Origin of the sequence: Reichenbachiella carrageenanivorans (assembly GCF_025639805.1) — a bacterium.
GTDB lineage: Bacteria > Bacteroidota > Bacteroidia > Cytophagales > Cyclobacteriaceae > Reichenbachiella > Reichenbachiella carrageenanivorans.
Genome location: NZ_CP106735.1, coordinates 4,382,037 through 4,406,204, shown reverse-complemented (window position 1 = coordinate 4,406,204; position 24,168 = coordinate 4,382,037). Strand labels below are relative to the sequence as shown.

Below are 24,168 nucleotides of genomic sequence, written 5' to 3'. Positions count from 1 at the left end.
AATAATGAGGGATGATTTTTACTGAATTAGTTAATATGAAAAACGACCTGTACGCATCGATTCTCTTCATCCTGTTCGGAGAGAGGGGCTAGTTCACCTCTCCCAATCGTAGAGATGCGATTGGTGTCAATAGCTTCTTTGATCAAAATATTGGCCACAGCTTTAGCTCTAGCTTCAGATATTTGCTGATTAAATTCTTCTGTACCAGATGAGCTGGCATGTCCAATGATCGTGACTTTCAGTTCTGGATGCGCTTTTAAAATCCCAGCTACTTTAGAGACTACGGCGTGTTGGTTTCCAGAGACGACAGAGTCTGGAGAAGCTTGAGCGAATCTGATGATTAGATCTTTTTGCTTGAAAATACTGTTGAGTGAATCAGGTAAGGTTTTTTCCTCATATGGGGCTGTTTCGATTTTGATAGGGGTGATGAGGGTCGGTTTAGGTGGGGCAGGTTGAGCCATAGGTGTTGATGGGATGGATTGCACATAGAGCTGTCTGTCTACAGATTTGTTTTTGTTGTGGCATAGTCTGATTCCTAGCATGAGGCCATGAGAGCCTCCGAGAGATTGCGATTTGGTAGCGACTTCGTAGTTGTAGGCAAAAATGAATTGGTCGTTGATTTGCAGATCAGCCATTACAGCTACTCCACGGCCAGTTTTGTAGATGGCTCCCAGACCCAGAATGTCTTTCAAAACCACTCTACTGCCAATGTCCAGTCGGTCAGTTTCTGATGCATAGTTTCGATAGAGTAGAAACCCTTCGAGTTGCCACTGAGGGGTGTTTACTAGACCATAAGATGCATAAGCGTTGATGCGTTCGTTTTGTACGAAATTTACCTCCGATTTCCTCGAAAAAGTTTGAGGTACTGCGATTCCTAGTGTGAGTTTTTGGGAGGTAAACATGAGCCCTAGACCATTGGATAGACTTGATTGGGGTTGACTGTATTTGATCAAAAGTTCGTCTGTGTAATCGCTGGCAATGACTTCATTCATGTTGAGCCGTTGTTGGTCAATGCCTAGAGAAAAGGCCGCATGGAGTGCGCTCTCCTGTGATATTTTCAGGTGATAGGCATAGCTGATGTTACCTGAAAATTGAGATACCAGCCCCAAATCTGAGTAACGAATGGCTGTACCCAAGCCATGTGAAGGCGCGATGCTTCCATATAGACTTAATTGCTGTACAGAAGGGGCTTGATCCACTCCAGTTGTCTGTACGCTACGGTTCACAAATCCATATAGACAATGGTTTAGCCCTGCTACAGCGGGGTTGATGAGGAATGTATTCTGGTTGTATAGATTGAATGGGGAGATTTGCTGAGCCCAAGTAAATGAACTGTAGCAAGCCAAACTGACTATAAAAATGGTTTGGATATATATTTTTGTTGAGACCATCATATTATTGTATCAGCGTGATTTTACTTTTTGTGTGTTTTGATTTGGACAGGAGAGGGTGTAGAGTGCATCCTCTGTGGTCTGCTCTATTTCAGTCGTTGTTGTGCCAGTCAAGTATCAGGATAGATCCGTGAATAAAAAACGGTATGTAGAACACTGTACACTGACGTGGGCGAGGTATTAAAATTGGCCAAACTTTGTGCATGGGTGATGACTGGATGAAAAACCAATACAATAAGCGAAGTAAGAATAGTGGATAGAAAACTGAAGTTTGTTCTCATAAAATGACATAGCTGATTACTAACACAAAGATGAAAACAGCTGTTGGCTAAGGCAATACGAGGCATCTCGTAAAAACATACGTGGCAGTACGTATATTTGAAAAAAATGAAGAGAAAGACAATGTATCAAGAGATTGAAAAGGAGAGCTTTTTGACGCTATTTTATAAAAAGAGGACAGCAAGCAGTGGAAGAAGTTTTTTAGTTTTACAACTTTTGTTTTCCATTTATGCAACTCCGTTTGTCGATTTTATCTTAATCTTGGGAATATAGAATGAAATACATTTTTCAAGTGGTGCAGCGATTATTCCTTTTAGTAGTTTTTTTATTTTTGATAGGCCCTCAGTCCTATGGCAATCATGACTATGATTCACTTTTTCAGGTCATTGATAGTCAACCTACTTGGGAGGCTAAGCTTCCCTTGTATGATACCTTGGACGTATGGATATACCCCGAAAAGTTGGACCTATACCAACAGTGTCTTTCTCGGGCTATCCAAAACACTAAAGCAGAACAACAGTACGACTTTGCTGCCAAATACGCCATCCGTTTAGCTAAGACTTATTATTCAGAAGTATTCATTCCTGATTCTGCTTTCGCCATTATTAACAGAACACTTCATTGGGATGATCAGTTGTCACCCTCAACTAGGGGGGCATTGTTGATTCAACGGGGGAATATTTACGAATACATAAACGAATATGACAGTTCACTACGTGAGTATAACAATGCCGCTCATGTTTATGAAACGCTCAATGATTCAACTCAGAGAGAATTTGGAGAGGCCTACTTATATATGGCAGCCAGACACATGCAAAAGGGCGATTTTATAAAATCAGGTGAATTGTTAGAAAATGCCCGTGCGATATTTGCCCACAACTATGATACTGTTAGCCTGATCAAAACGATCAATGAGACGGCTATACTATATGGGATGAATGGATTTGCTGAAAAGGCGATCGAGCAGCGAAAAAAACTCATTCAGTTGAGCAATGCGAATACAGAAATAGGACTGATTCTGGTGAACTATATTAACTACGCCACTGAAGCCCGCAAATTGAATAATGACAGTCTAGGGATTCGTTTATTGAAAAAAGCAATCTCACTTGGCGACCCAAAGCCAGACCTAAGGTATTCCGCTTACAGTAAGCTCACGGTTGCATATACCAAAATCAACCGCTGTGATTCTGCGAATCACTATTTTCAGCGCATGCAAGCCGAACGAGACAAGTTTAAGGGATCCAAATGGCTGGATGAGCTTTATTTATGGGCACAGGTCTATTCCCTTTACTGTCAAAACAGATATGACGAGACAATTGCTCTGTCTAAGCAATTGATCGATCAGTGCCGAACACAAAACAAGTACGAAGAGGTGATGGAAATGGAGAATTTGACCTATAAATGCTATTTGGCAAAAGGGGATTTTGAAAATGCTCATATACACCTACAGTCTTCCATTCATATCAAAGACTCCATACTCAGCGCCAGCAAATCCAATGCACTGGTCTATATGGAGACATTGTATGAGAAAGAGCACAGGGAGAGGCAGATATCTGATCAAGAAAATGAAATTAAGGTTCTCGCAACAGCCAATTTATTCAAAACCCGACTGAGCTGGGCTATCGGGATTGGTTTGCTCTTATTCTTTGCGGGAATTTATTTCTATCGCTCATCAAGGTTTGCCATTCAAGCCAAAAAAATGGAAGCCCTCTATTCGCGGCAATTGATCGTAGCACACGAGGATGAAAGAAAACGCATCTCCCAAGACCTGCACGATTCAGTCGGCCAAAGTCTTATTTTGATCAAAAATAAGGTAGCCTTGAATCAAGATGAAAACACCACCAATATGGTATCCAAAGCACTAGAGGAAGTGAGATCAATCTCCAAGGCACTGCATCCAGCTGTATTAGAAAACTTGGGTCTTACAGCTGCCATCCAAAAATTGGTAAGTGACGCAGATGAATACTCCGACATTTTCTTTTCCGAAGAGATTGACACCATAGATGGTTTATTTGACGAAGCAAAGGAATTACAAATTTACAGGATCATTCAAGAGTCTTTGAATAACGTGCTAAAGCATGCCAAGAGTGAGTCTGCTTCGGTTGTGGTAAAGGATGAGCCACGACGCGTGTCGATTCAAATAAAGGATTATGGTGTAGGGTTTGATTTGACCGAAGACTCAGGAGTAGTGACGAGCTTGGGAATGAAGACACTTAGAGAAAGAACCCAGCTGCTGGGTGGCAAGTTGATGATAGAGTCGGTAAAAGGAAAAGGGACAACCGTCACGTTACATGTTTCAAAACCAAATAAAAATGCCTGAATCAAAAGTAGTACGTATAGTGATAGCTGATGATCACCCGTTGCTGTTGCAGGGATTAAAAGACCTATTGCTTCAAAGGGGTGGCATAGAGATATTGGGTGCTGTAAGTGATGGTGCTGCGGCTTTAAAGTTGATTTTGGACAACCCTCCTGATATTGCACTTTTGGATATCGAAATGCCCTATTTGAGTGGGCTCTCCATAGCAGACGAGTGTAGAAAAAAGCAGCTAGAGACTAAGTTTATTCTCTTGTCGTATCACAAAGAACCAGCGTTTATCGCACAGGCCAAAAGCCTAAATATTGCGGGTTATCTGCTGAAAGAAGATACCAGCACAGAAATATTCAAATGCATAGATGAGGTGATGAAGGGCAATTCATATTACAGTCTGTCGATTCTCTCCACTACCCATACCACAGATAGCAAAAAGACTGTCAATTTGGATTTGCTTTCATCATCAGAAAAAAAGATTCTCAAGCTTGTAGCTAGTCAATGTAGCTCCCAAATGATAGCCGAAAGGCTTCATATCTCTGCCCGTACCGTAGAAAAACACAGGAGCAACATCATCAATAAACTAAACCTAGCAGGTCAATCAAATAGTCTTTCGTTGTGGGCAGTAGAGCAGAAGGCGGTCATCATGGCGCTTTAAAGAATGCACTAACCTCTCGTCTCGTTCAAAGCCATGCCTACTCGGCCCAGCTTTGATTTAAATTTAAAACTTGTGGCGGACTTTCCAATCTCCACGAAAATATCCTGATTGATGAAACTCCATTCATGGAAACATTTGTTAGCGACCTCTTTCACCCCAATGAAGGGTATAAAGAGAGTTATGTATTTCTAGAATTTCGATATGAATATTCTTCAAATCTGACGTATTGAATTGTGTTGTCTTATTCAGAATTCCTCCTTTGATTTTCTGATAGTTGTGAAACATGTGGTTGTGGCTATCTTCTACGTTAGTTAACACCAGGCTATGAACCACAATATTTCTTTTCTTTCTTAACTCATCGAGTTCATCAATCAATCTGATAAACTCATGCTTTTTGGGAAGTTCGGACTTTTCGAATTCAATACGTATTGACTGTAGTTTTTTCTCGGTTCGACTGTCAGCGAAGAAATCTATTCGATTATCCCTAAAACCCAGTTCGGATAATATTTGCGAAAGAATAAACTCAGTTCTGACAAATCCATTTACTATATCTCCTAAATAAGACAGTTCAATTCAGGCATATCATTTTATGATTTTGATGTTTTTAATCAGGCTGATTATACCTATGAAAAAGAAGAGTCCAGACAAGAATTTCCAGAAACTAAATCCTTCAGATTTCAATATTAGATTTCCAAAATTTTTGATCTCTGCTATACAGACTAACGACCAGATATGGCACGTGCCTCTGGGCTCATTTAAGTTCTACTAAAATATCGGTCTTGTATATAGGATTCAAGTAACTCAGAAGAGGCATGTGCTATGTCGTTTATTAGACTCTGTAATTTGTTTGTCGTCTTTTTTGCACTATACCCGATAAGGTGTAATTAACTTATATTTTCATTTTTATACCTTAAAGGGTATAGTAGTGGAGATATCGAAAATTTTATACCCGTTATGGTATAAATTGTTATAATTTGCTATATTACACCCGAAAGGGTATAGAGTTATAGAGATGATGAAAACAACATTAGCACAGTTCATCAAAGAGAAAAGAAAGCAAGCCAGAATGAAACAGGAAGATCTGTCATTTGCCGCTGGGGTTGGATTAAGATTTGTTCGAGAGCTTGAGCAAGGAAAGCCAACACTGAAAATGGACAAGGTCAATCAAGTTTTAAATCTCTTTGGATATGAATTGGGACCAATAGAAGTTAACAGAGATGAGGAAAGCAAAAGTACTTTACCAAGATGAGTGGGCTGGGACACTAACCGAAGATGAAGAAGGGTATCATTTTCAATACGAATACGAATATTTCGCAAAAGGGAGAGCACCCATAAGTTTAACTCTGCAATTACAACAAGAGCCGTTTCATTCAAATATACTGTTTCCATTTTTTGATGGTCTTATTCCAGAAGGTTGGATTTTGGATATAGTTGAAAAAAATTGGAAAGTCAGTGAAAAGGATAGAATGGGAGTTCTCCTTGTTGCATGCAAAGATTGCATAGGAGCTGTATCAATTGAGCCATTAATATGAATTGTCTATACTGCTATAGAGACTCAGAAGGTGATTTTCACCCGAATTGTAGTAAGAAAATATTCGGAGTTTCAGAACCTCCAAAAGTGCCATACACTGAGGCAGATCTTCTGAGCCTTGCTAAACAGATGATTAAGGGGAAGACAACAGTTACAGGTGTTCAGCCGAAATTATCCTTGCACATAGAAAAACCAGACAATGAGCCTGAAAAGTTGACAATAGTTGGCCTTTGGGGTCAATATATCCTAAAGCCTCAGTCGCCAATGTGGGAAGAACTTCCTCAAATAGAAGACCTGACCATGCATCTTGCTCAACTATCAAGAATTAGAACTGCCAAGCATTCTTTGGTGCGATTGGATTCCGGAGAATTAGCTTACATAACTAAAAGAATGGATAGAAATGAGGGAGTGAAAAAGCATATGGAGGATATGTGCCAACTGCTGGGAAGACTAACGGAAGACAAATACAAGTCATCTCATGAGCAGATAGCTAAAGAGATCAAACGAAGTAGTATAAATCCAGGTCTTGATTTAGTAAGGTTTTATGAATTGACTCTTTTTAGTTTTCTGACTGGAAATGCTGACATGCATTTAAAGAACTTTTCATTGCTAAAGAATGAGCAAGGTCATTATGAATTGGCTCCTGCTTATGATTTAGTTTCTTCAGCTCTAGTGGTTGAAGGAGATGATGAAGAGCTTGCCTTGACATTATGCGGTAAAAAGAAAAGACTGAGAAAATCTGATTTTTTTAGCGCTATGACTACCTCTGGCATACCTAATAAAGCGGCCGAGAATATTCTAAATAAGTACTCAAAACTTCATAATATCTGGATAGACTTTATAAATCAGTCTTTCTTATCCGAAGAAATGATGGGGAATTATAGTCAATTGATTGAAAGTAAACACAATCAACTTTTCGGTTAATCTGATGGAGTTTATCGCCCCTGTATGAAGCGTGCGTTTTTGGAAAGTTAATCTTTCTGATACTAAATAGCCAAATCTGCGAAATGGGCTATTACTTTTTTCATTTTCTCAATAGGCCAATTCGCAGAATTGGCAGGGCTTCCAGAATACAGAAAACTGTCGTCTAGCACTATCCACGCATGATTTCATCACAGCTTGTTGTAGGTAGTTTATTCATTGTTCACTCTTTTTATTAGAAATTTAGGTGGGAATGATTCTCCAGAACTAATGGCTATCCGTAATTCAGTTACAAATTTTGTGCAATTTGATTTTGAGATATGTTCTTTCCATTTCTCTGATAATAAATCCTCTAAGCTCACTGTTATTGCTCCTAGGTCTGAATGATGATCACCCGAAGCAAGAACAAATGGCTTTTCTTTCTCGTTTAAATCTACTCCAATTATATAAGGTCTTTTTTATTGAGATGAGACGACTTCATAACCTCTTCCAATTTCGTAAAATCTATTACCAAATGTTCCCATTAAATCAATTTTTGCTTCGTTCTTGTTTTACAGTAGCAGCGTTTAGTATTATATCTATATTTTGATTTGCATTAATAATTATTGAATCAATTTCATCTTCATATCTAGATAAATACGAAATAGCCGATTTCACTTGAAATAAATTATATTTAGATAAATCAATTTCCAGCTTTTGAAATTTTAACTCAACAACTGAGTGATTATAATCTTTATCACTTAATATTTTCAAATAATATTTTTCTTGAGTCTTACTCATAATTACCTACAACATCCAGATATCACACACTGGTGGTTGATATATCCTTTATGTTATAGTTTTAAAAGTGTTCTTTTTTTCTCAGAGGGGCTACGGTTAGGCTTGGCCTTAGACAAGAATAAATCAATGTGGAGTAGATCGCAAATCTTGTACAAAGAATTTTGCCTGGTTCAGGACAAGGGTAGGGAGGTTAAATAAAAAGGAGGCAGAATCAAAAGCAAATAAAGCGATCAGGTGAGCAGTACGCACCCAGAAATTCGAAGCCTTGTTACTATCAAATTTCCTAGGGTGTGTAGGCCTTGTGAGTCAAGCTTTAGATGATCAAGCTTTTGAGACGACCTCCCATCATGAGACTATTTATAAGGTTACCAGATGGCTTAGTTTCTACCGCCTCTTGGAGGCTTTTGGTTTTCTCTCATTTTCTTGAATACCACCAGTTGCTCTTCTGTGAGTGTGGCCTCTAGCTCTTCACCCATAGCTTTTCGCCCATCTTTTTTGCTAGACGATTCGTATTTTTTGTGAATAGCTTCCCACTGAGCCACTTGCTCGTCTGTCAGATTGAGGTCTTCTGTAGCCTTGGCTATCATTTCTTCTGCATTTGGGCGCTGAGGACGCTGTCTTCCAGGCCCTTGGGCATAAGCAGTGGCAGTGAGACCCAATACTGCGATTATCATAACGATCTTTTTCATGTCTATAGTTTCTTTAATGAATACCCTATAGACGTGAAGACTTTCTTAATCCCTCGGGGGAGGTGGATTGTTTTTGCTGTTGCGAATCAAAACATCAAACATGTCGTTGATAATCAGCTCAAAATGAGCCTTTTGAGATTCGTTGCAGAGCGCTTTTAGGTCGTGGAAATGCTGGTAGGTTATTGTGATTTTTTGAGCTTCCAAAGATTGGATCTGATGCAGTAGTTGGTCATGGTTTGGTTGCTGCTCAGAAGGAAGAATGAGTGATTTAAAATAGGTTTTCAGCAATTTCTTATGCGATTTGTCGATGACATTCATATGTGTGGCATGCGCTTTCGCTAATTCAAAATAATTGGCTTGTTGCTCGGGAGTGAGTTGCAATTGTTGGCTTATTTTTTCCATGAGTCCATTCTGCTTTGGCGATCTGTCATGGCGAGGTGGGCGAGGGGCACCTTGTACGAAGAGGAAAATGAGTATCCCATTGACCAGCAACATGAGACCCAGACCTATTTGGTAAATCTTGTTTTTCATTATTCGTAGATATTAAAGTTAGCTGTCAAAGGTACGTAGGTTTCGAAAGCAGAAATATTGGAAGTTTGATCAAAATAGTGCGTGACTACCATTACGTTGGAGCAAATCACTAACAAGATAACCGCAGCTACGGCCATCCATGAGAGGCCTTTTGGAGATACGGATATATGGTGTTGTTGGGCGATGGCAGCTTGTATTTTTTGCAATCTGTCTTTGGGTGGTTGGGCTTTTTCCATTCCGTCCAAACTGTTCATGATTTTATCTTTCCACTCTTCCATAATTAACTAGACGTATTTTTTGATGTTTTCCCTCGTTCGGGATAATAATTTTCTAAAGCTATTCTCAAATTAGCTTTGGCACGTTGCAGCAGCGACTCCACAGACTTGCGCGTTATTTTCATAATGTCGGCTACTTCCTGCTGGGGCAAGCCTTCAATTTGGGTTAGGATAAAGGCTGTTTTCTGGTTGTCGGACAGGCGATCGATCACACGAAACAAAAGTTTGGCATCTTCGGAGTTTTCGAGTGTTACGCCAGGATGCACAAAATCTACGGGCTCGATGATGGTCTCATTGCTACCTTTTTTATACAATGAGGAAAAAACACCCATGCGCTTGGCGCTATTTTTTTTCCTTAGAAAATCCAGAGATTTGTTGACCGCAATGCGGTAGATCCACGTGCTGACCGAGGCTTCGTGTTTGAATTTAGCTGCCGTGTTGAACAAGGTGACAAACACATCTTGAAGCACTTCTTCGGCGTCTTCGGCATTTTTGGTGTAGCTGATGATGGTGTTGTACACTTTGGTGGCGTATTGGTTGTAAAACCACACCAAAGCTTCGTCGCTCCCGCTTGCCATCTGCTCCAACCATTCATTTTCTTGAATCATGCTACTCGCTGCCCGTTATAGGATGAAATCTATCGAAGCGTTAGCCTGCTATGATTCATCGCCGTTAGTAATTTACAATTCAAGATTGTAATTGTTGGTTGCAAAGACTTAAAAAATAAATGCTTTTCTGGTCGTGTGAAACGATGAATGGTAATTCGTTTTGGTTCTAACAGGGAGCAAGAAAGAGGGCGTAGAAAAGTACAGGGAGACGGTGCTGCTACTGTCTCCCTGCGGGTGGTCATGAGATATTATTGGTCAGACCAATGACCTAGCTATTCCAAATAATTTTCTACTGCTGTGGCGCGTTGGGTTGCGTGAGTTTTGAGCTCGTTCACTGCCGTTTGAAATTCAGAACTATTGTTTAAGAAGCTATAGCCTGAAGTTTCGGTAGTAGCATAAGGCTCTATCAGTGTGGCATATTTGGTATATGTGGCTTGTATAGTAGCTGTTTCAAAAACGCCATTTATGACTTCCTCTACGTAGGTGTCGTATTGTGCTTTGTACACATCGTCAGAATACAAATAGCCAATCAATGGCCACTGAGAAGCAGAGAGCTTTGCAAAATCCAACGGCAAGGAACCCTCCCTATTTCCCTGTTGAAGAGCTTCATTGTTGTCCCAAGGAATCCATGTGAGTAGTCCGTTGTCGGGATTGTTGTACAGGAAGTAGTTGTGAGTCATTCTACCATAGGTGTCCCAGTTTTGGATCACGGTATTGGTGGCCAAGTACTTCAAGAATACATCCGTATCGAGTGTTTTTTCCAGATTGGTTCTCCAAGTAGTCGCATCCGTGATGCGAGAGTCGTCGTGTAATACGCTAAACAGGCTTTCGATGTCAGACCAGTCTTCATCGTCTTCGTTTGTTTCTTTTACAAAATCCGACTCGCTAAAAGAGCCAGAGGCAAAGCTAGCCGCGTCGCCGTCTGGTTTGTAGAGGTTGCCGTCGTTGTCGGCAAATTGTGTGTCGATCACCGTATCGTCTACTTCTTCTACTAGGGTATATAAGCCAAAGTAAATAGGACCGTCTCCATGGTCTACATATACCGTATAAAAGGCTGTGTGTGAACTAGCCAGACCGGCGTTCCTGAAGATATCGGCAGCTACTTTTTCACGAAGCATGGATTTGTCGTTGTAGTTGTTTTTTAGACTCAATTTTTTGAATCCATAAAAACGCTGGTTGTCTATCTGCGGATAGTCATCTTCGAATTCATCAAAATCTAGTTTGAAGGAAAGTTTCAAGTTGCCATCTTGCCATGTGTTTAGTAGGCTTGAATTGCCTTTGAATCGGACGCCCACTCTATACCACTCTTTGTCTTTGTAAAACACCTCTGCTGGTACAAAAATGGGGTTTTCATCTGCAAAGATACTGCTGTGGTTACTGTGCGTGCCAAAAGTTCCGTATAGGCTCGTCATGTCATCGAGCATGGCTTGCCAGCGAGCTGGTGTGATTACAATATCCAACCGCTTTACGGCATCGTCTTCAAATACTTCTTCATAATTAGGGTCTGCATCATTGCTGTGCGTATCGGCGCTCCAGTCAGTGGCTTCAAAAACGGTGTCGTCGATGCTCTCTGTAGTTTCATCCGTACTGTCTTCGATGTTGTCGTTGTCGATACAAGCGACAAAAAAGCTAAGCATAACCAATAATACAGGTGTTTTAAACCGAATATTTAAGGTTGAATTTTTCATGTTGAATCAATTTTCTGTTTTCTAAAAGATTAGACGGTTTTTATTCTGAAATCCCTCGTGGGATTTACTTTCTTTTGTAGAAAGAGGTGCAGAACCTTGATTAAGGTTTCCAGATTACTAATCGAGAGAATATACCAGATAGTCTTCGGAGAAATGGTATCTTTGGTATTTAGAATATCTTTTCAATATTTCTACCTCGTGTCGAGTCCTTGTAGAAATCTTTTAGTTGAGCTCTTTCAACGATTGAAATTTTGGTGATTCAGTAGATGTGTGAGTCATCACCACTTTTCCACATAACATCTCTCAAGGAAATAATAGCTCATTGTATTAATGAGCAGTTCCGTAAAACTAAAATCATGAATAAGCTAATTTTTGGCGTTATCGGTACTTCTATGAAGGAAGACGAAAACCGCATTCCCATCCACCCAGAGCACCTCAGTAGAATCTCAGAATCCGTAAGGAAACAACTCATATTTGAAAAAGGATATGGCAAACCCTTCCATATTTCTGATGAAGAAATTGCCGCACAAACCGGTGGGATTGCATCGCGAAGCGAAATTTTATCAGATATAGGCTGCGCGATCATTGCCAAACCTATCGTGTCAGATTTAGAACAATTGAAAGTCGGCGGAACGCTGTGGGGGTATCCGCATTGTGCTCAGCAGATGCCAGTGACTCAGGTGGCGATTGACCGTAAACTGACTTTGATCGCATTTGAAGATATGTTTGTGTGGCACCCTAATGGGCAAATGGGAAGACACACGTTCTATAAAAATAATGAGTTGGCTGGATATAGTGCTGTCATGCATGCTTTGCAGCTGAAAGGTATAGATGGCCATTATGGCAATCAGCGCAAAGTGGTTATTTTTAGTTTTGGAGCTGTGAGTAGGGGAGCTGTTTATGCACTGAAGGCACATGGCTTTCGAGACATCACCATTTGTATCCAAAGACCAGATCATGAAGTAAGAGAAGAAGTTCTCGATGTACATTATGTCCGTTTGAGAAGTGGAAACCCAGGAGAACCACGGATGATGATCGTAGAGCACGACGGATCAGAAAGACCACTGATGGAATTGATCAAAGAATCCGAAATCATTATCAATGGAACCTATCAAGATACTGAAGAGCCTATCGATTTTGTGATCGAAGAGGAAAAAGCTAACCTCAATCCGGGAACTTTGATCATAGATGTGAGCTGCGACGAAGGCATGGGCTTTTATTTTGCGAAGCCTACTACTTTCAAGCACCCCATCATATATGTGGATGGGGTAGACTACTATGCGGTAGATCACACACCGAGCTATTATTGGGAAAGTGCCTCAAGATCACTTTCTGCAGCTTTGATTGTCCACCTGTCTTCTGTGATCGCAGGGCCTCAAGGCTGGGATGAAAACAGTACCATCAAGAACGCAATCAATGTCAATCAAGGAACTATCGTAAAGGATCATATCTTGAAGTTTCAAGATCGCCAGAAAGACTATCCACATTTAATCAATGGATAAGGGAATGACTGTGTGGAGAGGATAATTATTTTTCTCTCCATACACTGCCAAACTGTACAACAATTGGACGAAACCTCATACTATAGCCCTAATTCAGGCTATTGTGTTGATGGGAAATCTGTGAATTACTTGGCACTGGCGAATCGTCGGAGCTGATAAGTGAAAGTCAACATGAAATACTGCTGCAGTACCTCTGTACGAACTTCTTGCACATAGGCAGCATTCACACTTTGCGAAAAGCTTTGGTTTTGTCCCAGTAAGTCAAAAACAGAAAGTTCCAATTCTCCTGCATCATTTTTGAGAAATTTACGCGCCACACTCATGTTCCAGAGTACATACTGGCTGTCGAATGAATCTTCGATGCCGTTGTACTTTTGATAGTAGATGTCGTTGCGAAACACAAATCCACCACCAAATATCCAATTGAGTTTGGCTCCAGTCGTTTGCGTGGTGTAATTGGTATTGGAAATGGTCTCTATCGAGTTGTTGACTAGATTGGAGCTCACATCGTAATATACATTGAAATCAAAGTTTTCGCTGATGTTGCTCACCAAGGCCAATTTGATATTGCCTGTATAGGTGTTGGAAATATTGATTTGGTCGTTGGTACGCCCAGGCAATCTACGGTAATTGAATCCTACTGTTGTGTTGAGGTTGGATTTGATCTTGTCGATCAAAAAGCTGTGCGTAGTATTGTTGTTGATATTCCAATACCCGTTCATGTTGATCGGACGAGAGATTTGAGCCCCGCGTTGTACAACGATCCCTCCTGTGTATACGGAATCTTTGGGTGCGTAGGTGGTTTCGTTGGTGATGTAGTTGTGGGTGGTTTCTACTCTGGTAAAATTTGACAACGATCTGTTTTTATCTGGATTTGGTTTATTGAACCGCATCATGAGCGAATGTGTGTAGCTCTGGTTGAGTTCTGGGTTTCCTATCGAAATAAATAGCGGATCGCTATTGTCTATTACGTTTTGGAGCTGATTGATCGATGGGGTAGACGTACTCGTACGGTACCTTATGAATAGATCTGCCTCGCTGCCTAACTGTACTCTTCCCATGGCGGAGGGGAGTATGCTGCTGAATCCATTAACGAAATTGCCAGCATCAGGCTGCACTTGTTGGTTGTCGAGCTTGGCATATTGGTAGCCTAACCCAAATTGATAAAAGGTGGCTGGAGTCCGGTTGCTCAAGGACACCTCTGTTTTGTGCTGAGTATATCCACTGATAAAATGGTTGGACAACTGTTCGTTGAAATCGCCAACGCCAGTGTCAGGGTTGATGATGTAAGTGTTTTTGTCTGCATTGCGCTCTCGATAGCTGAGTTCGTAGGTAGCCGATAGTTGAGCTGTATTGCCTACGGGTTCGGTATAGCCCAGTGTGGTGCCTATGGTATAGTCTATTTCATCAGTCAGGTATTGAGTGATGGAGTCCAAGGAGATATCTTCGTAATAGTTTTCTCGGTCTGTTTCTTTGTACTGCGTCTCTACTTCTAGCGATACAGTTCGGCCGATTTTGTCAAACTTGTGCATGTAGCTGATTTCGTTGTTGACATTAAAGGCTTCATTGCCACTGAGGTAATTGTTTTTCGTTTGGTTGAGTACTGTGCCAAACCCGTCTACGGTAGACCCATCGGTATAGGTTAGGCTTTCGTTGTCCTGATAGCTGATGCTCGGGCGAATGACCAATTTGTTTTTTTTGTTGATGTCGTACGAAATTCTGGAATTAAACCGATGGTTGAGATTGTCAGTATCGGCATTTTTGTTTTCGTCGTAGTATTGAATACTGTCCCCATTGTAGATTTCACGTCCAGTCACTTGGTCGCGGCTGTTATTTGTTTGATTATAAAAATAACTGCCTTCGAATTTTACCTTCTCGCTCCATTCGTCGGTAAAATTCAGTCCGAGCGAATGGGTTTGGGTGATCCCATTTTGTGTGCCTGTCATGAGGTTGTTGTTGCCACGGCGAAAGCCTCCTCCGCCGCCACTGAGTCCTGCCAGGTCTTCTCCGCTAAAATTCTGTTGGTTGATGTTGTTAGTCATTCCGATCACAGTCAGGCGCTGGTCTCCTTTGAAACTGTTGATATTAGCGCCAGCCTTGTAGCGGCTGTCTGTGCCATAGCCGGCATAGGCTTTGCCAAATTGGCCATTGCGTTTGTCTTCTTTGGTGACCACATTCATGGTTCGGGTGGTGTTGCCGTCGTCGTAGCCTGTAAACTGCGAGCGCTCACTTTGCTGGTCGAATACTTCTACCTTCTGTACCACCTCTGCAGGGATTGTGTTGAGAGAGAGGAGGGGGTCTTGTCCGAAAAAACGCTTGCCGTCGAGGAGTACTTGTTCTACTGTTTCACCATTAGCGGTCACACCGTTTTCGTCGATCACGATACCAGGCATTTTTTTTACCAAATCAGCTGTACTGGCATCGGGGTTCACTTTGTAGGCGTCGGCATTGTATAGTACGGTGTCGCCTTTCACCTCCATGGCCACGATGGCACCTTGAATCTCTACGTCTTCGAGCACCTTGAGGTCTTGTTCCAAGAGGAGGTTGCCAAAGTTCATTTCCTCTAGCGAGATCCGAACCGTACGGGTGTAGGGTTTGTATCCTAGGCTTTTGATACTCATTTTGTAAAAAGCCTGTTCGACCTCATTCATCAAAAAGATGCCCTGTACGTCCGTGATGGCGTAGCGGGATTTGGAGGAGTCTTTGAGGTTGTGGATTTGGACGGTAGCACCGATGATCATAGAGCCATCGGTCTTGTCTACTAGTCTGCCAAATACTTTGCTTTTTGTGATTTCCTGTCCGTAGGACGTTAGGGTTATCGCCATCATGGCGATACATACGGTGATACGCTTCATTATTGGACTCCCTCGTTTGGTTGTCTATTTCCTTGTCTTTCTTTCATTCGCTCACGTTGGGCTTTGGTAAGCTCTTCATAGATCGTGTATTGCTCTTCGCTCAGTATGTCAAACATGAGTCCGTCTTTTTCTTTGTTTAAAGCTTCCATTTTGGGACGCATTTCTTCCCTGTTACCACTTTTTCTTACTTCCTGAAAAGTCTCCTGCATCGATTGAGCAAATTCTTCATATATGCCATCAATGATCATTATTTGGTCTTCAGACAAGTTTTCAACTTTGCTGTATAGGTTTTGTTTTTCTCTTTGCACCATGTCGTCAGGGTTCATGCGTCTGCCGGGTTGTGCTTGGGTTTGCAAATAGGATACACTCAATAGGGTGAGCATGATTAGAAGCGTTTTTTTATTCATGGTATTCAATTTTTACTTTAGACGAGTTTATTTACTAAAGCCCTCGCTTGTGCTATTTTTTTACTAATTAATTAGGACTTGGCCTTAGACTACAGGGTTTGTGATTGGTTTAATTCACTGGTAGTGAAAATGTAAAAATAATAGAAGATTAGTTGAGGGGTGCTATTAAAATCCATCCGAATAGCTTTGGGTTAGTTTGTTTTTTTCGGGGGCTGGCGTTTTTGTTGAAGAAACCTCCAGTATGAGTTGTTGGGCTTGGAGTGCTTATTGGCGTTCAGGTTAGTATATGAGAAGTAGGCGGTTTTATAGCACGAACCTATCGGTTAAGCATAAAGTTTAATGCGAGCCAAAACTTTTGATTTTAGTAATTATTCGCCTATTTTTTATATGCATTGTGTGTGCCTTCGCACTTGGATTTGATAATCTCACTGTTTTTTAAAATGTGTCTCCATTGCATTAAGGTTTAAATTTTTCTTGCTCAAGAATATACCTTAAAATATTCTTCGATTTCTTTAATGGTTTGTTTTGCAGTTCTGTTTAGTCCTACGAGGGTAGCCGATGCATACCCTGTCCAGCCACCGTAACCAACTAACCACAAACCATCAACTTCTAGTGATCTACTTTCTTGAGTTTTGGCTATACCTCTTTCATCCGTTTTTACTAATGATTTTAAATAATCTGTGGCGTACCCAAAACCGGTGCACCAAATTATGGCGTCAAATTCCTCTTCCATACCACTGTCCCATACTACACCATTTTTAGTTAGTTTGTGGAATGACCCACTCGATACCAAAACTCCTCTTTTTCGAGCTTCTTTCACAGGTGGTACCATTACTATATTTCCTAAGTTGTATTGTGATGCATCAAAAGGTTTTCCTTCTTTTTCAGCTTTGTATTTTGCAGTGGCTACGTTAAACAGGTAATAGCCGTCTACCTCGTCAGGTAAAAATTCAGGATCCCTTTTAGTTGACCACTTTACGGTGGTGACTTTTGAGGTTTCTGCTACTATTTGCGCACCTGAATTACCTTCTCCTACTACCAAAGTTTTTAAACCTACAAAAGCATCTGGGTTTTTGTAATTACGAGAATGAATTTGAAGGCCTTTAAAATTTTCTAGGCCTTTTAATTTTGGAATGAAGGGATTTTCCCAAGTTCCAGTTGCGGAAATAATTGTTTTACATTTAAAAATGCCTTGATTGGAATGAACTTGAAAAAAACTATTATCCTTTGTGATTTGGATAGTTTCTACTCCACGTTTTACATTTAACTGGTAATGTGCTTCATATTTTGATAAATAATCAATTACCTCTTTTTTTAATGGAAATTTATTTTCAGATTTTGGCATCAACCATCCAGGCAAAGAACTATAATCGGCTGGTGAAAAAAGAGTTAAGCTATCCCAAGCATTTAACCAAGCACCCCCAGCAACTTGTTGTTTATCAATAATTAAAAAATTCAATTTGGCTCTTCTAAGATAGTAGCCACAAGCTAGACCACTTTGTCCTCCCCCAATTACAATGGTGTCAAATGTCTCTTTCATTATAAATTCCTTTAGCTACTTATGATAAACATTCATTCTAAATTATTAATAAACTCTGTTTGATTTCAGTAACTTTTTTCACTGGTGTCGTCTTTTGGGTGAGGCATAGATACGGTCTCATGTATGAGTAGTAGCGGATTTTTACTCACAAACCTTTCAGTTTTACACTAACCTTTGTTTTATGTTTATACTTTCGTTTTATCACTTAAACCGCTATTACTTATACACATTGTTACCACCTGGCTTTATCTTTTATAGTCATCTTTTAATTCAACGAAATCAATAGGTAAAACGGGTTTGGTGATTTTCTTTTTTTTCTCTTCCAAGTTAAGACCAAGTGATAGGTAAATCATAGCCGCTCTTATTAGTTTCATTAAATTTATTGTCTTTGTTTCAAATTCAGCTCTTGCAATAGAATATGTTAATCCATTATCTTGAATAGCACTTTGTCCGATGTCTATTATCTTAAATGATTTGTGTTCTATAAAATTTCTGATTTGAGCTAATTCTCGTGCTTCAGGTTCTATGTTTGAAGAGAACTCCTCGTTTTTGTCGAATAAATCTCTGCTTAACCAATACAAACCTCTTAAAGCCCAATTTTGAGTTTGAATTACTTTTGGGTTTAATTTATGAGATTTCGTTTGTTTATCGTAAAGACTCCAAATATTTCTAAACGTAACCTTTTCTGGTTTAAAACCTAAATTAAGATAATCGTTTAATAAATATCCAATTTTATCAAAGATAGAATAGCATATTCTGAAAGCAATTTTTACTTTCTCGCTGCTGTATGAATATACTGCATAATCTAAAGTGTCAAGTTGAAGATTTTCTTTATCAGAATAGTGCAATTCTCTTTCGTTTATTCCACTATATAGCAAATGCCTTGCAGAAACAAATTCTTGTTTTATTTGGTTGAATATTGTTTGATAAACAGGAGGTTGGTCAAATTTTAAAGTCATTGTAGGTAAGAGGAGACAATCGTGCCCAGCAATGTTTTCTGTTGTAACATCATTGAGCGGATTTATAAAAAGTTGATTTTTTAAACACCATTTTCTGTATTCTCGCTCTTGTTCAGTTGTTCCAATTGAAAAGGATTTCAAATCTTGAATGTTTTCTAATTCTTCCTTTTTAATAATTGTCTCCAATTGACTGACGATTTCTTTAAAGGCTAATTTGGCATCTTCATAAATTTCAGAGTTGATTGATTTCTTTAAATGTTTATGGGCAAATTGAAAAAATAGAAATTGGTGTCCATTGTCGTAAAGCACTTTAGCATAATGAAAAAGTCCAAATCCAATATTCCCGTGAGCCATTGGAAAAGAAGAATCAATTTTCAATACTTTTTGCCAATATAATTGAGCTTCTGAGAATCTCCCTAAATGACTAAAAAGATTACCTAAATTGGTTAGAATTTGACACTTTTTAAAATTGTCTTTACTGTTTTGGGAGAATGAATAGGCAAGCCTTAAATTAATTATTTGTTGCTCCAATTCAATAGAATTAAAGCTCCAAAATTCGGGTGAATTTAACTGTTGCGTTAATTGTTGTGAATAAGACCACCCGTTGGCTATGTTGTAATGAAACGTCATTTTGTCGTCATTGGAAAACTTTTCTAACTTTTGACGCTCTGAAAAATTCAGTCCAACCCTAATTTGCTCTATATCCCGAGATTCTCTACCTGTCTCAAATATTATTGCAAGGAAATTAGTCACTTCTTCCGAACTGAACTCATTTAAATCTTCAAGGTTTAATATGTCTTTAATGGTTAAATCCACGTTTTTTTTCAGCTTGGTGGTAACACCCGGATATCACACACTAGTGGTTGATATATTCCTTATGTTATAGTTTTAAAAGTATTCTTTTCTCTCAGAAGGGCTGCGGTTAGGCTTGGCCTTAGACAAGAATAAATTAATGTGGAGTAGATTGCAAGTTTTGGGTATATCTTATGAAGGAAGTGTACGAGAGCGTAAGGGAACATCAATATTGCATGGGTAGTATTTAATTATCCTGTATGGGACTACTTGGCCTAATAATAGGGGTAAAATACTGCTTGTCTATGGTAATATTTGTAGGATAACTGGTACTATGCCTGTGTACATTTGAAACATTAAAAATTAGAACGGCGTGTGTAATCGCTACTGAGTTCTAATTTGTATAGCGTACACGAAGTGGGGTATCATGGTAGTGTAGTAGGGTATTCTTCTTTGTGAAGTGCATCATGCCGAGCGAAAGTGTTCGTCTCGATATTTCATGGTGAGTCATAAGTAAATTAGATTTCCTTCATTCAAAATCAGCCTATGGAGAAACCATACTAATCAAGAATTTGTAAAGCACAGGACAACAGATCGTTGAGGCTCCTCATTCCGTGCTCATCCAACATATAGAATCGTAGTGAATCATTCGAATTCAAAAAATAAGAATTCGTCAAGAGGAGAGCTATGTCCAATTCGTGTCAACAAGGTGCCTTTGATGTTTTGTGTCAATCAAGGGCTGCTAAACACAGAAGTTGATTTTTAAATAAGTCTTAATAACTACACCAGACATATCCATGATGGCCAGATCTAGGGTATGTGCATGGCAATAATTGCTCATAATAAACTAAAATCTAACTATTAAATGTAATGCAAAAACAAAACTTACTTTTTAAACTTTCAATGCTCAGCCTACTCCTGTTTTGGGGTGGTCAGCGAGCGATGGCTCAGAATCCTTATTACGATCCTAGTAATAACGAAAACTGGGTATTAGTACAGGGCCTGTCCGACGATTTTGAGGGCAGTGCGGTAGATGCCAGCAAGTGGCATATTCAGACCAAAGGCGGTAGCAACAACCGAGCGGGAGCATGGATGGGGAGACCCCCCTCGCAGTACAACTCCGACAATGTGACGGTCCAAGATGGTAAGCTCTATATCACGACCAAGTGGGATGATAATTTTACCAATTGGGCTCCTAATTATTACGGAGAGGCATATGGAAACCCAGCACCGTTGACTACTGGCGGACTCATCTCAAAGTCTCAGCATGACTTTACCCATGGCTACATGGAGATTCGATGCAAGGCCGCAGACGCACCGATTTCAAGTTCTTTTTGGACCACAGGTCCGGGAGGAGAGATCGATTGCTTCGAGCATTATGGACACAATCCTACCAAGCCCTATTCGGATGTGAAACTGCATACCTCCATTCATGATTGGAGAGGGAGCAACAACAACCAATCGAACAATAGAAAGTGGTCGCATGACAACATCTTAGAATTCAGAGTGGCAGATGATTTCCATGTATATGGAATCGAATGGGATCCAGAGTATGTCAAATACCATGTGGATGGTCACTTGATCGGAATGGCTTCTCGCCAAGAAGTGGACAAAACAGATGGCTGGTCACTAGGGCAGGATGCCGCAGGAGGTATGTGGCCTGCACATCGGGTTTGGTTGGACTCAGAAGCGTTTGCTTGGGAAATGGCCAATTCGGCATTGACCAAAAGCATGTTTCCAGATGGCGGAGCAGACTTTATTACAGACTGGGTGCGTGTCTGGCAGAGAGCACCGGGTACATCAGGAGCACTGAACGCACCTATCAACCTGCTGACGAATGGCAATTTTGAAAATGGCTCTATCAATGGATGGAGCGCAACTGGCACCGTACAGGCGATCAGCGGGACGGCTACCAATCTAAAAGGGCAGGTAGCAGGTATCCCCAAGCCTACGCATGGAGACGTGTGGGCTGGTTCGTATGCCGCGCAGTTGAGCGGGGCAGCTACTATGGAGCAAACCGTGACGGGACTCAATCCCAATACCACATATGTATTGACCTGTCATGCCAAATCTCCAGAAACCAACGAAGCAGACTTATGGTACAACGCATTCGTCGGCGTAAAAGGCTATGGCAATGTGGCTCGTGACAATATGATTTTTATGCCTCGATTTTACCAAAAAGGAGTAGTCTTTACTACTGGCCCAAATGCTACTTCTGCGACGATCTATGTGACCAATACGGGCTATAATGCCGCAGGCAATAAGAATGCGCATGAGAAACTCGTAGTAGTAGATGATCTCATTTTGTTTGAATCACCAGACATGAGCGATCCGAGCCTGAGCGTAGCGGTCAACTCACTCACGCTTTCTGAAAGTCAAATTGAGATTTTGGATCGAAACAGTGCCAATGTGAGCGTTTCCTTTTTACCATCCAATGCTACTGATAAGCGCATCATTTGGAGTTCGAGCAACGAGAATGTCGCCAAAGTGAGTGGAGCAGGATTGATCTCGGCAGTAGGACCTGGTACAGCTACTATCCTAGCCATCAGTCAAGACAACAACAGTGCGATGGATCAGTGTCAGGTTACGGTATTGCCTAATCTCAATTTGCTTGACAATGGCGATTTCGAGCAAGGCAGTTTCAATGGATGGTGGGATAATTTTGGCACCTACTCCATGGAAGACAATCCTACTCATGTACGGTCGGGGAACTATGCAGCCAAAATAGAGTCTTTAGCGAATATTGGACAGGTCTATGCCGTCAAACCCAATACGGCGTACAAGGTAACCGTTAATGCCAAGGTAGTCAATCCAGAAGCCAGCAAGCCTGGATATTATATCTTGAAAAGCTATGGATGGGATGCTTGGGGCATTACGATCGACGGTGTTTCGGGGCAGTACAATGAATATGTTACCGAATTTATCACAGCAGCTGGCGACGGTACAACTGCCGTTTATTACGATACCTTGTCGTTATGGAATTCTGGATCGGGCAACCAAGTGTTGTACATCGATGATGTAGAAATACGAGAGGTGACCGATCAGGAGACGGTACTCGTGACGGGCATATCGCTTTCTGAGTCGTCCCAATCGCTGGAGGTGGGCGACAATCACCAATTAACGGCCGTTATCGCTCCAGCCAATGCGAGCAACAAGTCAGTCACTTGGTCTTCAAGCAATTCGGCTGTAGCTTCTGTAGGAGCCAATGGTTTGGTCAGTGCCCTAGGCACTGGATCGGCTACAGTCACCGCGACCACCAGCGAGGGTGGGTTCGCGGCATCAGCAGTTGTGACGGTCACCGCACCACCTGCCAATACCAACAAATTGAATAACCCTGGTTTTGAATCTGGCAATGCGTCATGGACGCTCAACAATCAATCCAGTGTAGCATCCAGCAACCAGCGCTCAGGAAGCAAAGCAGGATACATCAATGGCAATGGAGGCATCGAGCAGATAGTCACACTAGCAGCCAACACCACTTACGTTTTATCAGCTTATGGAAAAGTAGGTGGAGCCAACCAGTCGTTTTACATGGGCTTGGACAATGTAGCTAACGGTTTCCTAGAGAATAGGTCTTTCAACACGACGAGTTATGTTCAGAAATCCATTTCGTTTACCACAGGGTCTACCAATCTCCAATACAAGATATGGTTTTGGAACAATGGAGGCGGACAGTACTACATAGATGATGTGAAATTGGTGGCGGAAGGCACGAGCTCTACCATCTCTGTATCAGGCATCTCGATCATCAACTGTGTGAGCAGCCTCACAGTAGGTGATATAGAGGTCTTGCAAGCGGCAATATCGCCTGCTAATGCTTCCAATCAGGGCAAAACATGGAGTTCGAGTGCTCCTCAGGTTGCCACTGTGACTGCCAACGGTCAGGTCACCGCAGTATCTGCGGGTATGGCAACCCTCACGGTCACTACGGCAGATGGAGGGTTTCAATCAAGCTGCACGGTCACCGTGACCGAAGCGAGTAGTAGTGGCTGCTCGGCACCGGCATGGGAAGCCCAAGGCTATGCTCAAGGCGCGCAAGTTTCGTACAATGGACGCTTGTATCAAGTGCTTTGGGGTAGTGGAACTAAAAACGGCGGATGTGTACCAGGTGTTTGCAACGGATGGCAAGACCTTGGTGTATGCAGTAGTGCCCGCTTGGCTGATGGCTCAGTCGAAGAGGCATCGGCAGTTTTAGCTGTGGTCGTTTATCCTAATCCAGCAGAAGATTATGTAGTAGTTCGCGGAGACGATTCATATGAATTTGAGCGAGTAATCATCCATGATCTGTATGGCAAAGAGATCCTGAGTCAGGCATATACGCAAGGGGAGTTGACCATTGATACCCAAAACCTGAAAACGGGTATTTACCTCCTTCGAATCGAGAGTCAGCAGCAGTCAGTCATCCAGCGATTGATCATACAATAGCAATTGATTGCAGGTATCTCACGAGGAGG

The 24,168-nt window shown here is 41.1% G+C and carries 18 protein-coding genes; 7 read left to right on the top strand and 11 right to left on the bottom strand.

The features are described 5' to 3' along the window. Positions 1 to 26: 26 nt before the first annotated feature. Positions 27 to 1,394 carry a PorP/SprF family type IX secretion system membrane protein gene (locus tag N7E81_RS17765; RefSeq protein WP_263050946.1) on the bottom strand — a complete coding sequence of 456 codons (1,368 nt, stop codon included), beginning with the start codon at positions 1,392 to 1,394 and terminating at the stop codon, positions 27 to 29. Between the two features lie 550 nt (positions 1,395 to 1,944). On the opposite strand from N7E81_RS17765, the gene N7E81_RS17760 reads away from it, so the two are divergent. The 5 genes from N7E81_RS17760 (at position 1,945) to N7E81_RS17740 (ending at position 7,091) form a co-directional block, all read left to right on the top strand. Continuing rightward, positions 1,945 to 3,990 (top strand): tetratricopeptide repeat-containing sensor histidine kinase, encoded by a 2,046-nt coding sequence (locus N7E81_RS17760; protein ID WP_263050945.1) that lies wholly within the window; start codon positions 1,945 to 1,947, stop codon positions 3,988 to 3,990. Next, entirely contained in the window at positions 3,983 to 4,636 is a 654-nt protein-coding gene (locus N7E81_RS17755) for a response regulator (RefSeq protein WP_263050944.1), read from the top strand. The genes N7E81_RS17760 and N7E81_RS17755 overlap by 8 nt, the downstream gene beginning before the upstream one ends. Before the next feature lie 1,012 nt (positions 4,637 to 5,648). Further along, positions 5,649 to 5,885 (top strand): helix-turn-helix transcriptional regulator, encoded by a 237-nt coding sequence (locus N7E81_RS17750; RefSeq protein ID WP_323131642.1) that lies wholly within the window; start codon positions 5,649 to 5,651, stop codon positions 5,883 to 5,885. Beyond that, complete coding sequence (locus N7E81_RS17745) at positions 5,854 to 6,168, top strand: HipA N-terminal domain-containing protein (protein WP_263050943.1); 315 nt, start codon at positions 5,854 to 5,856, stop codon at positions 6,166 to 6,168. The genes N7E81_RS17750 and N7E81_RS17745 overlap by 32 nt, the downstream gene beginning before the upstream one ends. Positions 6,169 to 6,296: 128 nt before the next feature. Next, on the top strand, positions 6,297 to 7,091 hold the full coding sequence (locus N7E81_RS17740; protein WP_263050942.1) for a HipA domain-containing protein: 795 nt from the start codon (positions 6,297 to 6,299) through the stop codon (positions 7,089 to 7,091). Positions 7,092 to 7,616: 525 nt separating this feature from the next. On the opposite strand, the gene N7E81_RS17735 is transcribed toward N7E81_RS17740, so the two are convergent. The 6 genes from N7E81_RS17735 to N7E81_RS17710 all read right to left on the bottom strand — a co-directional run bounded on the left by N7E81_RS17735 (position 7,617) and on the right by N7E81_RS17710 (position 11,659). After that, positions 7,617 to 7,868, bottom strand: a complete 252-nt coding sequence (locus N7E81_RS17735) for a hypothetical protein (protein ID WP_263050941.1) — start codon at positions 7,866 to 7,868, stop codon at positions 7,617 to 7,619. 377 nt (positions 7,869 to 8,245) lie between these two features. Further along, complete coding sequence (locus tag N7E81_RS17730) at positions 8,246 to 8,557, bottom strand: conotoxin (protein ID WP_263050940.1); 312 nt, start codon at positions 8,555 to 8,557, stop codon at positions 8,246 to 8,248. Positions 8,558 to 8,602: 45 nt separating this feature from the next. Continuing rightward, the gene (locus N7E81_RS17725) at positions 8,603 to 9,088 is read right to left on the bottom strand and encodes a periplasmic heavy metal sensor (protein WP_263050939.1); all 486 of its coding nucleotides are present in this window, start codon (positions 9,086 to 9,088) and stop codon (positions 8,603 to 8,605) included. Continuing rightward, positions 9,088 to 9,366 carry a hypothetical protein gene (locus N7E81_RS17720; RefSeq protein WP_263050938.1) on the bottom strand — a complete coding sequence of 93 codons (279 nt, stop codon included), beginning with the start codon at positions 9,364 to 9,366 and terminating at the stop codon, positions 9,088 to 9,090. Before N7E81_RS17720 ends, N7E81_RS17725 begins: the two co-directional genes overlap by 1 nt. Positions 9,367 to 9,368: 2 nt before the next feature. Next, complete coding sequence (locus tag N7E81_RS17715; protein ID WP_263050937.1) at positions 9,369 to 9,971, bottom strand: RNA polymerase sigma factor; 603 nt, start codon at positions 9,969 to 9,971, stop codon at positions 9,369 to 9,371. Between the two features lie 272 nt (positions 9,972 to 10,243). Continuing rightward, complete coding sequence (locus N7E81_RS17710; protein ID WP_263050936.1) at positions 10,244 to 11,659, bottom strand: CotH kinase family protein; 1,416 nt, start codon at positions 11,657 to 11,659, stop codon at positions 10,244 to 10,246. A 356-nt stretch (positions 11,660 to 12,015) separates the two neighbouring features. Here N7E81_RS17710 and N7E81_RS17705 point away from each other — a divergent pair, with 356 nt between their 5' ends. Continuing rightward, on the top strand, positions 12,016 to 13,161 hold the full coding sequence (locus N7E81_RS17705) for a N(5)-(carboxyethyl)ornithine synthase (RefSeq protein ID WP_263050935.1): 1,146 nt from the start codon (positions 12,016 to 12,018) through the stop codon (positions 13,159 to 13,161). Between the two features lie 125 nt (positions 13,162 to 13,286). Here the strand turns inward: N7E81_RS17705 and N7E81_RS17700 are convergent, their stop codons facing one another. The 4 genes from N7E81_RS17700 to N7E81_RS17685 form a co-directional block, all read right to left on the bottom strand. After that, complete coding sequence (locus N7E81_RS17700; protein ID WP_263050934.1) at positions 13,287 to 16,016, bottom strand: outer membrane beta-barrel protein; 2,730 nt, start codon at positions 16,014 to 16,016, stop codon at positions 13,287 to 13,289. Further along, positions 16,016 to 16,423 carry a hypothetical protein gene (locus N7E81_RS17695; RefSeq protein WP_263050933.1) on the bottom strand — a complete coding sequence of 136 codons (408 nt, stop codon included), beginning with the start codon at positions 16,421 to 16,423 and terminating at the stop codon, positions 16,016 to 16,018. The genes N7E81_RS17700 and N7E81_RS17695 overlap by 1 nt, the downstream gene beginning before the upstream one ends. A 478-nt stretch (positions 16,424 to 16,901) precedes the next feature. After that, a complete protein-coding gene (locus tag N7E81_RS17690; protein WP_263050932.1) occupies positions 16,902 to 17,963 on the bottom strand; it encodes an ArsO family NAD(P)H-dependent flavin-containing monooxygenase in 1,062 nt (353 codons plus the stop codon). A gap of 245 nt (positions 17,964 to 18,208) precedes the next feature. Further along, the gene (locus N7E81_RS17685; RefSeq protein WP_263050931.1) at positions 18,209 to 19,738 is read right to left on the bottom strand and encodes an LA2681 family HEPN domain-containing protein; all 1,530 of its coding nucleotides are present in this window, start codon (positions 19,736 to 19,738) and stop codon (positions 18,209 to 18,211) included. An 879-nt stretch (positions 19,739 to 20,617) separates the two neighbouring features. Between N7E81_RS17685 and N7E81_RS17680 the strand changes: the two genes are divergently transcribed. Then, a complete protein-coding gene (locus N7E81_RS17680; protein ID WP_263050930.1) occupies positions 20,618 to 24,139 on the top strand; it encodes an Ig-like domain-containing protein in 3,522 nt (1,173 codons plus the stop codon). Positions 24,140 to 24,168 lie beyond the last annotated feature (29 nt).